The following is a 13,481-nucleotide window of genomic DNA, read 5'->3' as shown; positions in this document are numbered from 1 at the left end:
CTTTATAAATTTTATTCTAAGGTACTTAAATATTTATAAACTTTGTCTACAGGCATCCCCATTACATTGGCATAAGATCCTTCAATTTTTGAAACTCCAATAAAGCCAATCCATTCTTGTATTCCATAGGACCCTGCTTTGTCAAAAGGTTGGTATTTTTCAATATAATAAAGGATCTCATCGTCAGTCAGTTCATTAAAAGTGACCAAAGTTGTTTCACAAATCAAATCGGTTTTTAAATTTGTTTTAAAACAAACTGAAGTAATGACCTGGTGGGTGCTATTTGATAACGACTTTAAGATTTTAAAAGCATCTTCTTTATCTTTTGGTTTTCCCATAGCTTGGTTATTGTGCCATACTATGGTATCACTGGTAACCAAGATTTCATTTGGTTTTAATTCATTTTCGAAGGCGGCTGCTTTTAATTTAGCAAGATAATTGGTAATTGCTCCAGCCTGTAATTCGGGAGGAAAAATTTCTTCGACTTCCTTCAATCGGATTTCAAAATCTAATTCTAAATCTTTGAAAAACTGTTGTCTTCTAGGAGAACCTGAAGCAAGTATGATCTTGTATTTTTGTAATTTAGAACGAAGCATTGTATATAATATTTAAGGTAAGAATAAGAATTGAAAGGATTCCAAAAAGCAAAATACCTTTTAGTAAAGTACTTAAATAATGAAAATCTTTTTGTGTTTTTGCAATTGCGATTTTAACTGTAAATAATAACAAAGGAGCTAAAACAAACAGCATAGCATAGATTATGGTAGCAAACAAATTGTAGGTAAGCAAATAATTTTTAATATATACAAACAGAAAAAAAATGGGGAATATACTCATAACAAATACTAAGATAGTAGTTCGCTTGATTCCCAAAACAATTGGCAATGTTCTCATGCCTTGATTGTGATCGCCATTAACGTCTTCTAGGTCTTTGACGATTTCACGAATGAAATTAATCATAAAAGCGAAAATGGCATAATCCAAAAGAACGGAGAACAAACTTCCCATGATTTTTTGATTTTCTATGGTAATCACTGGATACAAATCAAATATTCCAATAGTTAGCACACTGATAGCTAGCAATAATGCTACTATTAAATTCCCTATCACTGGCATTTGTTTTAATGTAGTTGCATACATATATAAGGTAGCTGCAATAATGATGAAAAGCGCAGCAAAATTAGGTTTGCCAATAATATTGGCTAGATAAAAACCTATTGCAACACCAATACAATTAAGGCCTACGTATATATTATAAGCCGTTGCTTCAGTAATTTTAGTACCTATAATTTGGTTTTGAGGTTTGTTAATTGCGTCCGTTTCTTGGTCAACAATATTATTAATAATGTAGCCAGCTGCCGCAATCAAAACAGTACTCAAAACTAATAAAGCATATTGCCAATCTCTTAAAGCTAATGGTATGTTTTGCAATTTTAAAAAACCATAGCGAAAAAGCAATTGCATAAAGGCAAGCATTAATAGGTTTTGGTATCGAACTAGTTTTAATAAACGCATGTGTACAAAATGTCAATTAATTCCCTGAAAATTTCTCTTAGTTATTATTCCCTTCAAAATATTCCATCCATTTTCCTTGCACTTTCATCACCTGCTCTATGACTTCACGTACAGCTCCTTTACCTCCATTTTTGTGTGAAATGTATTTGGATATTCCTTTGATTTCAGGACTTGCATCTTGGGGACATGTAGCCAAACCTACTAATTTCATAACATGATAATCAGGAATATCATCACCCATATACAATACCTGTTCTGGATTGATGTTATAAAGTTCGGTGTATTCTTCAAAAGTTTCCACTTTATCAGGCGTACCTAAATGGATGTCAGTGATTCCTAAATTGCGTAAACGGACACGTACCCCTTCATTTTTTCCTCCCGAAATAATGCAAACATTATAGCCACTTTCTATAGCCGCTTTCATGGCGTAACCATCTTTTATGTTCATAGTGCGGAGCATTTCACCATCATTTGCTATAAAAACGGAACCATCTGTTAACACGCCATCTACATCAAAAATAAAAGTAGTGATGTCGTTCATTATTTCCTTATAACTTTTTGCCATTATTTTGTATTGATTGAGTTAGAATTCTATATAATTGTAAATGTTCTTCTTTCTTTAAAAACTGTTCGTGTGCGTTAATCGTCTTTTGATCATTTCTAATAGCTGGTCCGGTTTGAGCTTGGATAGGGGGGATTACTGAAATTTTGTGAGCTGTTTCCTGAATCAAAGGTTGTAAAATTTCAAAAGGGATTTGGTTCTCTTGACAAATTTCTGAAGCTATTTGATACAAATGGTTTGTGAAATTATTTACAAAAACGGCCGCTACATGCAAAGCTTGGCGTTGTTGTGATTCAATGTGAAAAACTTTGTTTGAAATGGTATTTGCGACTTTTTCCATGATTTCATAATCCTGTTTGTTTTCAGACTCCAAGCAAAGAGGTATTCTGGAAAAATCGACTTTTTTAGCTTTGGTAAAAGATTGTAAAGGGTAAAAAACACCTTTTCTGTTTTTCGAATCTAAATTTTCCATTGGCATTGCTCCCGAGGTGTGGACAACTAATTGATTGTTGAATGGTAATTGAGAGGATACTTCACTAATTGAATCATCAGAAACGGCGAGAATGTATATATCAGCTGTTTGTAATTGACTCCAGTTAGATACTATTTTATCTGAATGGATTAGGGAAGTTAGATTTTCTTTATGACGTGCAAAAACTTGAACCAACTCAATAGAACGTTCCAATTGTTCAGCTTCTTGAAACGCAACGATAAGATGTTGGGCTAGATTTCCAGAACCAATGACTATTACTTTCACCATTTGGCAAAATTAGCAAAAAAAATGTAGGAACCTCTTAATGAATTAGGAGCATTCAATAATTTTTTATCTCATTTAGTAAGCTTAGTGGTTAGTATAGAATGTGAAAATAACGGATAAATGAAATTGTGAATATCTATTTGAGTTTAAGATGTTTTTTTTTGGTTTAAAATCTATCTTTGACATCCTTTTAAAAAAATATATTATGAGTACAATGTGGTTTGAATGTAAAATAAAATATAGAAAAATTGATGAAAATGGTGGGCAAAAGGTTACCACTGAACCTTATTTAGTTGATGCTTTGTCTTATACGGAAGCAGAACGTCGTATCAACGAAGAAATGGCTGCCTATATCAGTGAAGAGTTTAAAATAACCAATATTAAAGTGGCGAACTATGCCGAAATTCATCCTTTTGAAAATTCAGATCGTTGGTTTAAATGCAAAATTGCTTTGATAGCCTATGATGAAGAAAGTGGCAAAGAACGCAAAACAAATATGTATTACTTATTACAGGCAAATGATATCAAAGAAGCTTTTGATAATACAGTTCATGTAATGAAAAATACTATGGGGGAATATTCTATTACAGCTATTTCTGAATCTCCAATTATAGATGTTTTTCCATATTTTAGTGGAGAGGAAGATGCATTAGAGCAATTAGAAAAGTTTAATACTTTGAAAGCTTCTCGACCTATTCAAGAGGAAGAAAAAATAGATACGATGGAATTTGAAACAGAATTCTCTGAGATAGAAGGGTAGTCTTAAAGCTGGTTTTCATTACGATAGTTTTCGTATTTTGAGTCTGTGAATTAAATAAAAAAAGGGATAACGTTCATTTTGAAGTTATCCCTTTATTTTTTGTTAGCTATGCTTTTTCCTTTTCAAATCTTGAAATTACATCTTGATAATATTTAAAAGTAGTTTTGGCAATAGATTCCCAACTAAATATTTTTAATACGCGCTCACGACCTGCTTTCCCCATTTTGGTAGCAAGTGCTTCATCGTCTAGAAGTAAGTTTATTTTTTTTGCAAATTCTTTTTGGAATAATTCAGGATTAATTGGGTTAAAATCGGTTCTTGATTTACTCTCTAATGGAATTAAAAATCCTGTTTCTCCTTCAACAATGATCTCCGGAATTCCGCCTACATGACTTCCTACCACAGGAGTTTCACAAGACATCGCTTCTAGGTTAATAATGCCAAAAGGCTCATACAAAGAAGGACAAGCAAAAACTCTTGCTTGACTGTACAGTACTTTTATTTTGTCACGGGAGAGCATTTCTGAAATTAAGATAACTCCCTCTCGTTCTGCTTTTAATTCGTTAATTAATTGTTCTGTTTCTGCAGCAATCTCAGGAGTATCAGGAGCACCTGCACAAAGCACAATTTGACAATTTTTATTAAAATGTTTTGCAGCTGAAATAAGTTGAGAAATTCCTTTTTGTCGAGTAATACGACCTACAAATAATACAAAAGGAATGTTAGGGTCAATTCCAAGTTCTTTCAATAGGGTATTGTCTGTAGTGGGTTTGTAAAATTCAGGGTCGATACCGTTATGGATAACAGTAACTTTATCGGGATTCACACCATAGGCTTCTACAACATCTTCTTTCATTTGCTCACTTACCGCAATTATTCCATCGGCGGTATTGTAAGCACTGTTTTCAATCCATCGAGATAGAAAATACCCATTTCCTAATTGTTCTACTTTCCATGGGCGATGGGTTTCTAAACTATGTGTTGTTAAAATTAATGGAACTTGAAGTAACTCTCTAGACAGCACTCCTGCCAAATGTGTATACCAAGTATGACAATGAATGATATCTGCTTCTGGCGTAGCTTGTGACATTTCTACGTTTCTACTAAGATTGTGAAACATTTTGATATGCGAATTTTTATCATCAACAGGCTTACTCAGAGATGAATCTATACCACGGACACTAATGTTTTGGTTGTCCACATTTTGGTCACCAAAACATCTTACTTCAACTTGTCCTAATTTTAAAAGTTCTTGGCTTAGAAAATCGATGTGTACTCCTGCACCTCCATAAATGTTTGGAGGGAATTCATTGGTATAAAGTGCTATCTTCATTTGTAATTAATTTTATTGTATAAAGTTTAGTATGTCTTGATATTTTTATTAATTGTGTTTCGATCTTGTAATTGAAATGTGGACCTCAAAAACTCATGATTTTACTAAAGTAGCAAAATATTACTATATATTCCGCTAGCTATCCTGTTTTAGAAGAATATTTTTTTTGTTAATCAAAAATAGGTTAGTAAGATCAATTCTCTTCTACAGTTTCGCTTCCGTCTCCTAATAAGATGGCTAAAGTTTTTAATGATTCTGAGCGTTCCGCTATTAATTTTAGAATACTAACAAAAGGTATAAAAAGAATCATTCCTGCTGCTCCCCATAAAATTCCTCCTGCCGTTATCATGATAATAATAACTAAGGTATTTATTTTTAAACGCCTGCCTACAGCAAATGGGAAAATAATATAAGCTTCTAAGATTTGAACGAAGGTAAATACTAATATTACACCTAAAGGGTACCAAATAGAATTGTATGTTATCCAAGAAATAGCAACAGGAAGTAATGAGGAAATTAGGATTCCTACATAAGGAATAAAAGTTAAGATGGAAGCAATAAATCCAAACATAATAGGATGTGGTATTCCCAGTGCAGCGAGTCCAATACTATTTAGAATTCCTACGGTCAAATAAACCAAAGCCATTCCCTTAATAAAGTTATAGTAAGCATGGATCGTTTCGACTAAGATTTCATGAATTGTTTCTTTTTTATTCTTAGGAAACAATTGAAATAGGGAATTGGCTAGCAATCGTCGGTGGTATAATATTAAGCCAGAAAGAATAGGAATAATTAGTAAATAAAATAAAGATTCGGATAATGAAAACAGGATACTTTGGATTACAGAAAAGGTTTGACTGCCAGAATTGTTTATGGCATTTTTGATAAAAATCATTTGTTGTTCTAAACTGAGTCCAAAACTCTCCGTCATAAAAAAACTCAATTGGTCAAAAGTTTCGATTATCTTCAGTTTGAAATTTCCCCATTCTTTAGAAAATTCATTGAGTTGCAAAAAAAGGAGGTAGAATATTGACAATGTAAGAATAAAAACGCTAAATAAGACAGTGCAGATTGAAACCACTTTGTTAATGCCTTTGTTTTCCATCCATTTACATATTGGGTATAATATGAAACTTACTAATAAAGAAAAACTCAGCGGAATAAATAAAAGCTTACCAAAATATAAGACCAATGAAGCAAATACGATTAACTGAAGTATTTCAACTAATGAAAACTTGGAGTTAGTTTGTTTTATATTTTCTTTTGAGGGTATCATAAATTCAGGAACTTTATAGTTATTGACTCTGTATAACCTTTTTGAGTTCTAAAAGTAACATTTATTTATGATAATAAGGTATTATTCTCTAAATGTTATCGTAAATGTAGCACCTTCATTTAACTTACTTTCAACATTAATTTTTCCTCCTAGATTGGTAATATGGTTGTAAACTAAATAAAGTCCTATACCATTACTATCTTCGTTATTATGAAACTTCTGATGTAATCCAAAAATTTTGTTACTTACTTTATTCATATCAAAACCAATTCCGTTATCAGATATAATTAATTGTTTTTGACCATTATCTATTTTGGTATAAATTGAAATGATTGGGAGGTAATCTGGTTTTGAGTATTTAATGGAATTTGTAATTAAATTTAAAAAAATACTTTTTAAATATGTTTTATTAAAATGAACGATTTCAAGTTCAGAAAAATCTACATTGATTGTGGCTTTTGAATTTGATATTAAAGAGCTAATAGAATAGAGTACTTCTTCCAGAATATTGCTTAACACTAAGATTTCAATTGAGGCACTACTTTTAGTTCGTTGATCAAAAATCGAAATATAATCATTTAATGTATCCTTTAAACTGTGAGAGGTCTCTCTGATAATGTCAATATATTCAAGGGTTTCGGGATCCTCTATTTTAGAGGTATCCATTAATTCAAATATTGAAATCAAATTATTGACAGGAGATCTCAAATCATGGGTTGCAGTATAGGTTAATTGTTTAAAATCATTATTGATTTGAGTAAGCTTTGCTAAATGATAATTACGCTCTTCCTCAAGTTGTTTTTTGTAGGTGATGTTTTTGGCAACTGCATATATGAGTTTTTCTTTTTCTAGAGGATATGAAGTCCATAATAACCAAACAATTTTGCCGCTTTTAGTCAGGTATCGGTTTTCAAAATCAATTAAAGGATTTCGCTCTCTAAGTGAATTTCTAGCTGAGTTCGTTTGTATTTTATCTTCCTTGTAGATAAAATCATTTATGGGTCGTGCCAGTAATTCTTCTTTGGTGTATTCGAGTAATTTACAAACTGCAGGATTAATGTTCTTAAAGTAACCATCGTAACCAGCAATGCATAATAAGTCTAAAGAACGATTGAAAAAATCTTCAAAGATAGCTTCGTTTTTAAAATTATTGTCAGATGCTTGATTTATGATGCGCATCATTTTTCTCATCCTCATTTTCTATAATATTTGTATATACAAGAATACTTCTTTGTTGTATGCTTATAATATGATTATTTTGAAAATTACCAAAATTATTCAATGAATTACAATTAGTCTCTTTTGTTAGTTGTCAAAACAAGGAACTAAATTACATATAATTTTATTACAAATTACATTGAATGCAGTATAATGAGTATTTTTTTTATTTCGATAGAAGTACAATTGGAAATTTTAGATTCTAAAAATACCTCCTATAGAAAATATACTTTGTAAAAAGAAAAATTCTTGTGAAGCACGATCGGATAAATGACGAGACGTTCGGATGTCTGACATATTAATGTAGCCCCCTTTTGCCTCAGTTTGTATAAAAAAATGTTTGAAAAATGTAAAATTTAATCCCACTTTAATAGAAGTTCCAAAACCAGAAACATGAAAATCATCATGTCTGTCTTTTCCTAAAATTTTAGCATTTGTCTTAGGATACAAAGCACCTAAGCCAATTCCTTCGGTAAGATTAACTTGGATTATATCAGTATTGTGAATGTAAAATAAGCTAGAAATATCATCGTGTCTTGAAATTTCTGAAAAAACATAATTTAAACCGTCAGTATGTTCAAACGTTAAAAACTTGTCTGTCAGAACTACTTGATTTGGATTCCCAATAATTAATTCGTCATATGAGCCAGGGTTAGGATAGTACCCATCGATATTCGTAGTCTGGTCTTGAGTCATGACATATTTCATATGATCAACTCCAATTGCCAAACTATAATGGTCATTGATAAAATATCCCATTATAAAATTAGTTTGCGGAATAGTCATTTTTGTTGGATTAATATAATCCATATGCCAACCTTTTGGCTTGTCATGTGCTTGTGCGTTATGTAGGGTAAAGTTATAATCTTCGCCCCTAAAAGTGATATCTGAATTAGAATAAATTTCTCTATTGCCTCCCCAAGAGATAAAAAATTTCCCTTGGCTATGTGCTGTATATTTATTTGAGTTTGATGTTAATTCTTGAGCGTTTGTTACATTAATTAGTAATGAAACTAAGGACAATGTGTAAAAAAAAAAGTTTTTCAATGGAATTAGATTAAAAGGCGTTAACAGTTTTTCTGATGGCTACTAATTTAGTCATCAATGCTTCAAAATAGTCTAGATGAAGCATATTAGCTCCGTCACTTTTAGCATTTGCAGGATCAAAATGTGTTTCAATGAAAATCCCATCAACACCTACAGCAATTCCTGCCTTGGCAACGGTTTCAATCATATCAGGTCTTCCTCCTGTTACTCCAGCGGTTTGATTAGGTTGTTGCAGTGAGTGTGTTACATCTAATACAGTTGTTGCGTATTGTTGCATGGTTGGAATTCCTCTATAATCAACAATCATGTCTTGGTAACCAAACATGGTTCCTCTATCGGTAACCATTACGTTTGAATTGTTGCAATCTAGTACTTTTTGAACAGCATGTTTCATACTCTCGGGACTCATGAATTGTCCTTTTTTTAGATTTACTGTTTTTCCTGTGTTAGCAGCAGCAACAACAAGATCTGTTTGACGAACTAAGAAGGCTGGAATTTGCAATATATCTACATACTGTGCAGCCATATCAGCATCTTCATTAGTATGAATGTCTGTTACAGTTGGGATATGGAAAGTTTCAGATACTTTTCTTAAAATTTTTAACGCTTTTTCATCACCAATTCCTGAAAAACTATCAATTCTAGAACGATTGGCCTTCTTAAAAGATCCCTTAAAAACATAAGGAATTTCTAATTTATCAGTTATGCTTACTAATTTTTCAGCAATTCTTAGTGCCATTTCTTCTCCTTCGATAGCACATGGGCCTGATAATAAAAAGAAGTTATCACTTGCTACATGTTTTATTTGAGGAATTTGATTGATATTCATAATTATTGAGATGTATATTAATTTGGTGCAAATGTAGTTAGGTTTTTACAATTACACTTTACTGTTTGGATTTTTATTTTCTACTTGAAAAGCGACTCACTTTTTTATGGACAATCCAACGGGAACTTTCAAATGTCCTTTTTCATAAATATTCATGTAAAGTACAATTGGATTTTTTTGACCCTTCCATTTAATTTCGTATACATCTAAAAATCCTGCGCCCATTGCACTTCTTTTAGTCGGAAATGGACAGCAGCTTTCTAATTTAGAGTAGTTTAATTTTTCTCCTTTTGGTCCAGCCAAAGCATTCAAAAAGCGTACGGCATTAATAGTGTCATTAGTAGTGCTCATAAAAAAAACATTTATAGGATAGTCTTTATCATAACCATACTTTTTATCTGAACTATACTCTGAAATAATAAAAGTGTTATTGGCACTCAGTCTGGGGGTTGGAGCATTGTTATCAATATTTTTCAAGGTTGATTTTGTACTGATACAAGATGCTACTGTTAAAGAAAGGACTAATAATAGGGCGTTTTTTTTCATTTTTCTGGATGGAAGTGTGATTATAATTAGACTTTCTAATTAGGGAACTGTTTTTCATTGATAATACAAATATAAGTAGAACTTTATTTTTACTGTAATAGAGGTTTTGTAATTTTATGAAAAATGGAGGTATTTATTGGAGTGTAACATTTCTCACATAGCATTAAGTAAAACAAACTTACCTTTGTAGTAATAAAATAGTTATTATGGAATTAATTTTTAAAACGTGGCCATGGTATGTCTCTGGCTTTTTGATTGGCATTATTATGCTTAGTTTGTTATATTTTGGAAAATCTTTTGGAATGTCTTCTAATTTACGTTCCATGTGTACAATGATCGGAGCAGGACGGAGAGTAAGTTTTTTTGATTTTGATTGGAAGTCCCAAAAATGGAATTTATTGGTTGTAATTGGGTCTATGATCGGAGGGTACTTTGCAGTTCACTTTATGAGTGATCCTTCTAATGTAGACATTAATCCTAACACAATTTCGGCACTAGCAGAATTAGGTATAGATGCACCCAATGAACAATTGGTTCCCAATGCTCTTTTCGGGAATCACACTTTTGAAGACCCTAAAAATATTGCTATTTTGTTAATAGGAGGTGTTCTTATTGGTTTTGGTTCTCGTTATGCTGGTGGCTGTACTTCGGGTCATGCCATTTCGGGCTTAAGCAACATGCAGCTCCCATCTTTGAAGGCTGTAATTGGTTTTTTTATTGGTGGACTTATTATGGTTCATCTGTTATTTCCTTTAATTTTTTAAATTATGAATGTATTAAAATATATAATAGTAGGGTTTGTTTTTGGAATTGTTTTAACCAAATCAGAGGCTGTTTCATGGTATCGCATTTATGAAATGTTTCAGTTTCAATCTTTTCATATGTATGGAATTATTACGGTGGCAATCATAACAGGAGCAATTGGGATTCAATTCTTTAAGCGAAAAAAAATAAAAGATTTTGATGGCTTGCCTATTGAAATTCCAAACAAAGAAAATGGAAACTACCGATATTGGATTGGTGGTATAATTTTTGGATTGGGTTGGGGACTTGTGGGGTCTTGCCCTGGACCTATATTCATTTTGCTTGGGGCTGGTTTTTATACTATTGCAATTGTCTTGATTGGAGCAATGATAGGAACTTATTTATATGGTGTGATTAAAGATAAATTGCCTCATTAATAGTTTTAGGTATATTCTGAATAAAGTAATTTTATTAATGATAAAACTGAAACCGATTTTGATTTACTCAAAGTCGGTTTTTTGAGTAATACTAACCCTAAATGTATTTAAGTTGAAAAGTTCAGGCTTTGTTTAGTAGGAGTATTTTTTTAAATACAAGAGTAATTGTCAATTTCATGTGGAGATAAACCATTATGGTTACTTCTCTCAGGATTAAAAAATTAGATTTCGACACAGATTTTTAAAGAATGATGAATTCAATCAATTAATTAATTAATTAATTAATTAATGCCTTCGTTTAATTTGAGTTGATAATGATAAATAGTACAAAGCTGATATGTAAGTAGTTCGCTTTTGGTCTTCTAAACGAATTTAGCTCAACGGGTTTATATGATTTTTTTAATCACTCTCAATTTGTGTGTATGTCTGTTAGTTTCAGGATTGTAAATTCCTAAATGATCTAAGCGATCGATACGTACTTTTCCGCTGGCATGGATGATGTAGTTGTTTTCCATAATGATGCCTACATGGATAATGTTTCCTTCTTCATTATCAAAAAAGGCTAGATCTCCAGGTTCGCTTTCTTCGATAAAACTGAGAGGTTCGCCCTGTGTTGCTTGTTGTGATGCGTCACGAAGTAATTTGTAACCGTTTAGTTTGTATACCATTTGTGTAAATCCTGAACAATCTACTCCAAAAGGGGTTTTTCCTCCCCAAAGATAGGGTGCATTTAGGTACAAATGGGCTGTATTGATGAGCTTGGATTTGTTCTTGATGCCGTTTACTTTAGTGCCTTCAAATTCAAAATTACTGGTATTGATTTCGCTATGGTAGATAAAAGAAAGTGAAGAGCCTAATGGGATAGGAATCAGTGAATTGTCAGGTGTAGTGATGTATTCAATTAGGTCAGCATTGAGAATGATAGTGTCGTTAGATAATTGAATAAAATTGGCTTCAGAAATAAGTTGACATTGTTTAGAGTCTATCCAACCTTCGTAACCATCATATTGCAATTGGATGCGATACCATTGTTTTAATTGTTCTAAGACTTTAAAATGTTCACCAAATAAAACTTGAGAAACGATTTCACTTCGATCCGACGGCTCAAGCCGAAGGGGGATAATAGCCAGATTGCAAATTCCGAACATTTATTGTATTTTATGAGTTGTACTCTACTGTCTAATTTTATTAATTGAGACCTAGAATTGATTTTTAATTTTAAGCTTTTTCAATAATCATAGCTGATGCACCACCACCGCCATTACATATGGCAGCTGCACCTATTTTTCCATTATTTTGTTCTAAAACGTTGAGAAGTGTTACTAAGATTCGTGCTCCAGAACAACCTAAAGGATGCCCCAGTGAAACTGCTCCACCATTGATGTTTATTTTATCCGTATCAAGCTGTAGGATTTTGGCATTAGCCAAACCCACGACGGAAAAAGCTTCGTTGAATTCAAAATAATCAACCTCATTTAATGAAATTCCTGCTTTGGCTAAAGCTTTTGGTAATGCTTTAGCTGGGCTCGTAGTAAACCATTTAGGCTCTTGAGCAGCATCTGCATAACTTTTTATATAGGCCAAAGGTTGTATTTTCAAACTTTTAGCTTTTTCTTCACTCATTAAAATCAGTGCGGCAGCTCCATCATTGATAGTTGAAGCATTGGCAGCAGTAACCGTTCCATTGGGGGTAAAAACCGCTCTTAAAGACGGGATTTTTTCTAGTATAACATTTGAGAACTCTTCGTCCTTATCTATGATTATTGGAGCTCCTTTGCGTTGTTTTACAGTAACAGGGATTATTTCGTTGTTAAATTTTCCTTTGGACCACGCTTTGGAAGCACGAGTATAAGATTCTATAGCAAAAGCGTCTTGTTCTTCTCGGCTGATTTTATATTCAGTAGCACATAAATCAGCGCAAACCCCCATGGCTTGGTTGTCATAGGCATCAGTAAGACCATCTTTTTGCATGCCGTCAATAAGAGTTGTTGGGCCAAATTTGGTTCCGCTACGCAAATGAGTGTAGTGTGGAATCATGCTCATGTTTTCCATCCCGCCAGCTATAATAATTTCAGCATCACCACAAGCTATAGATTGTGCGGCCATCATCACAGCCTTCATGCCTGAGGCACATACTTTATTGATAGTGGTACATGGTATCGTATCCGATAACCCCGCAAGAATGGCAGCTTGTCGTGCTGGGGCTTGACCAGCTCCCGCTTGAACTACTTGACCCATATAAACTTCGTCAACAAGAGAAGGTTTCAACTGGATTTTGTCTAAAGCTCCTTTGATAGCTATAGCACCAAGTTCTGTTGCAGGGATGGAGGAAAGGCCACCCATGAAACTTCCAATGGGGGTTCTGACAGCTGAAACGATAACTATTTTTGGGCTCATAGTAGTTGATTGTATGGGTTAGCTAAGCAAATTTAATCTTTTTTAGACAATTTTTTGATT

At 32.8% G+C, this 13,481-nt stretch carries 15 protein-coding genes; 3 read left to right on the top strand and 12 right to left on the bottom strand.

The window, feature by feature from the left end; genetic code table 11:
• Positions 1-11: 11 nt before the first annotated feature.
• From ACNH59_RS15470 to ACNH59_RS15455, 4 genes are read right to left on the bottom strand one after another with little or no spacing between them, the layout of a single operon-like run.
• On the bottom strand, positions 12-596 hold the full coding sequence (locus ACNH59_RS15470; RefSeq protein WP_418263414.1) for a Maf-like protein: 585 nt from the start codon (positions 594-596) through the stop codon (positions 12-14).
• Complete coding sequence (locus ACNH59_RS15465) at positions 583-1,515, bottom strand: geranylgeranylglycerol-phosphate geranylgeranyltransferase (protein WP_418263413.1); 933 nt, start codon at positions 1,513-1,515, stop codon at positions 583-585. The genes ACNH59_RS15470 and ACNH59_RS15465 overlap by 14 nt, the downstream gene beginning before the upstream one ends.
• Positions 1,516-1,552: 37 nt before the next feature.
• The gene (locus tag ACNH59_RS15460; RefSeq protein ID WP_418263412.1) at positions 1,553-2,080 is read right to left on the bottom strand and encodes a KdsC family phosphatase; all 528 of its coding nucleotides are present in this window, start codon (positions 2,078-2,080) and stop codon (positions 1,553-1,555) included.
• Positions 2,064-2,837: a Rossmann-like and DUF2520 domain-containing protein gene (locus ACNH59_RS15455; RefSeq protein ID WP_418263411.1), complete on the bottom strand. Its 774-nt coding sequence runs from the start codon at positions 2,835-2,837 to the stop codon at positions 2,064-2,066. The genes ACNH59_RS15460 and ACNH59_RS15455 overlap by 17 nt, the downstream gene beginning before the upstream one ends.
• A 202-nt stretch (positions 2,838-3,039) precedes the next feature.
• On the opposite strand from ACNH59_RS15455, the gene ACNH59_RS15450 reads away from it, so the two are divergent.
• Positions 3,040-3,594: a DUF4494 domain-containing protein gene (locus ACNH59_RS15450; RefSeq protein ID WP_418263410.1), complete on the top strand. Its 555-nt coding sequence runs from the start codon at positions 3,040-3,042 to the stop codon at positions 3,592-3,594.
• A gap of 106 nt (positions 3,595-3,700) precedes the next feature.
• Here the strand turns inward: ACNH59_RS15450 and glgA are convergent, their stop codons facing one another.
• The 6 genes from glgA to ACNH59_RS15420 all read right to left on the bottom strand — a co-directional run bounded on the left by glgA (position 3,701) and on the right by ACNH59_RS15420 (position 9,843).
• Positions 3,701-4,927 carry a glycogen synthase gene (glgA, locus tag ACNH59_RS15445; RefSeq protein WP_418263409.1) on the bottom strand — a complete coding sequence of 409 codons (1,227 nt, stop codon included), beginning with the start codon at positions 4,925-4,927 and terminating at the stop codon, positions 3,701-3,703.
• A gap of 193 nt (positions 4,928-5,120) precedes the next feature.
• Positions 5,121-6,203, bottom strand: a complete 1,083-nt coding sequence (locus ACNH59_RS15440; RefSeq protein WP_418263408.1) for an AI-2E family transporter — start codon at positions 6,201-6,203, stop codon at positions 5,121-5,123.
• Between the two features lie 81 nt (positions 6,204-6,284).
• Complete coding sequence (locus ACNH59_RS15435; protein ID WP_418263407.1) at positions 6,285-7,400, bottom strand: PAS domain S-box protein; 1,116 nt, start codon at positions 7,398-7,400, stop codon at positions 6,285-6,287.
• A 216-nt stretch (positions 7,401-7,616) separates the two neighbouring features.
• A complete protein-coding gene (locus ACNH59_RS15430; protein WP_418263406.1) occupies positions 7,617-8,468 on the bottom strand; it encodes a hypothetical protein in 852 nt (283 codons plus the stop codon).
• Between the two features lie 10 nt (positions 8,469-8,478).
• The gene (gene kdsA / locus ACNH59_RS15425) at positions 8,479-9,297 is read right to left on the bottom strand and encodes a 3-deoxy-8-phosphooctulonate synthase (protein ID WP_418263405.1); all 819 of its coding nucleotides are present in this window, start codon (positions 9,295-9,297) and stop codon (positions 8,479-8,481) included.
• Positions 9,298-9,393: 96 nt separating this feature from the next.
• Entirely contained in the window at positions 9,394-9,843 is a 450-nt protein-coding gene (locus tag ACNH59_RS15420) for a 2-dehydro-3-deoxyphosphooctonate aldolase (RefSeq protein ID WP_418263404.1), read from the bottom strand.
• Positions 9,844-10,049: 206 nt separating this feature from the next.
• Here ACNH59_RS15420 and ACNH59_RS15415 point away from each other — a divergent pair, with 206 nt between their 5' ends.
• Entirely contained in the window at positions 10,050-10,607 is a 558-nt protein-coding gene (locus tag ACNH59_RS15415; protein WP_418263403.1) for a YeeE/YedE family protein, read from the top strand.
• A 3-nt stretch (positions 10,608-10,610) separates the two neighbouring features.
• Complete coding sequence (locus ACNH59_RS15410; RefSeq protein WP_418263402.1) at positions 10,611-11,024, top strand: DUF6691 family protein; 414 nt, start codon at positions 10,611-10,613, stop codon at positions 11,022-11,024.
• Positions 11,025-11,410: 386 nt separating this feature from the next.
• Here the strand turns inward: ACNH59_RS15410 and ACNH59_RS15405 are convergent, their stop codons facing one another.
• Positions 11,411-12,172 (bottom strand): NlpC/P60 family protein, encoded by a 762-nt coding sequence (locus tag ACNH59_RS15405; RefSeq protein ID WP_418263401.1) that lies wholly within the window; start codon positions 12,170-12,172, stop codon positions 11,411-11,413.
• A gap of 70 nt (positions 12,173-12,242) precedes the next feature.
• Complete coding sequence (locus ACNH59_RS15400; protein WP_418263400.1) at positions 12,243-13,421, bottom strand: acetyl-CoA C-acyltransferase; 1,179 nt, start codon at positions 13,419-13,421, stop codon at positions 12,243-12,245.
• Between the last annotated feature and the right edge of the window lie 60 nt (positions 13,422-13,481).

It is taken from the genome of Flavobacterium faecale, from assembly GCF_048320115.1.
Lineage (GTDB): Bacteria > Bacteroidota > Bacteroidia > Flavobacteriales > Flavobacteriaceae > Flavobacterium > Flavobacterium faecale_A.
This window is presented reverse-complemented; position numbering and strand designations above follow the sequence as displayed.

Bases quoted from the DNA above. Each gene is read 5' to 3' on its own strand.
- ACNH59_RS15470 (WP_418263414.1), bottom strand. From the start codon at position 596: ATGCTTCGTTCTAAATTACAAAAATACAAGATCATACTTGCTTCAGGT.
- ACNH59_RS15465 (WP_418263413.1), bottom strand. From the start codon at position 1,515: ATGCGTTTATTAAAACTAGTTCGATACCAAAACCTATTAATGCTTGCC.
- ACNH59_RS15460 (WP_418263412.1), bottom strand. From the start codon at position 2,080: ATGGCAAAAAGTTATAAGGAAATAATGAACGACATCACTACTTTTATT.
- ACNH59_RS15455 (WP_418263411.1), bottom strand. From the start codon at position 2,837: ATGGTGAAAGTAATAGTCATTGGTTCTGGAAATCTAGCCCAACATCTT.
- ACNH59_RS15450 (WP_418263410.1), top strand. From the start codon at position 3,040: ATGAGTACAATGTGGTTTGAATGTAAAATAAAATATAGAAAAATTGAT.
- glgA (WP_418263409.1), bottom strand. From the start codon at position 4,927: ATGAAGATAGCACTTTATACCAATGAATTCCCTCCAAACATTTATGGA.
- ACNH59_RS15440 (WP_418263408.1), bottom strand. From the start codon at position 6,203: ATGATACCCTCAAAAGAAAATATAAAACAAACTAACTCCAAGTTTTCA.
- ACNH59_RS15435 (WP_418263407.1), bottom strand. From the start codon at position 7,400: ATGAGGATGAGAAAAATGATGCGCATCATAAATCAAGCATCTGACAAT.
- kdsA (WP_418263405.1), bottom strand. From the start codon at position 9,297: ATGAATATCAATCAAATTCCTCAAATAAAACATGTAGCAAGTGATAAC.
- ACNH59_RS15420 (WP_418263404.1), bottom strand. From the start codon at position 9,843: ATGAAAAAAAACGCCCTATTATTAGTCCTTTCTTTAACAGTAGCATCT.
- ACNH59_RS15415 (WP_418263403.1), top strand. From the start codon at position 10,050: ATGGAATTAATTTTTAAAACGTGGCCATGGTATGTCTCTGGCTTTTTG.
- ACNH59_RS15410 (WP_418263402.1), top strand. From the start codon at position 10,611: ATGAATGTATTAAAATATATAATAGTAGGGTTTGTTTTTGGAATTGTT.
- ACNH59_RS15405 (WP_418263401.1), bottom strand. From the start codon at position 12,172: ATGTTCGGAATTTGCAATCTGGCTATTATCCCCCTTCGGCTTGAGCCG.
- ACNH59_RS15400 (WP_418263400.1), bottom strand. From the start codon at position 13,421: ATGAGCCCAAAAATAGTTATCGTTTCAGCTGTCAGAACCCCCATTGGA.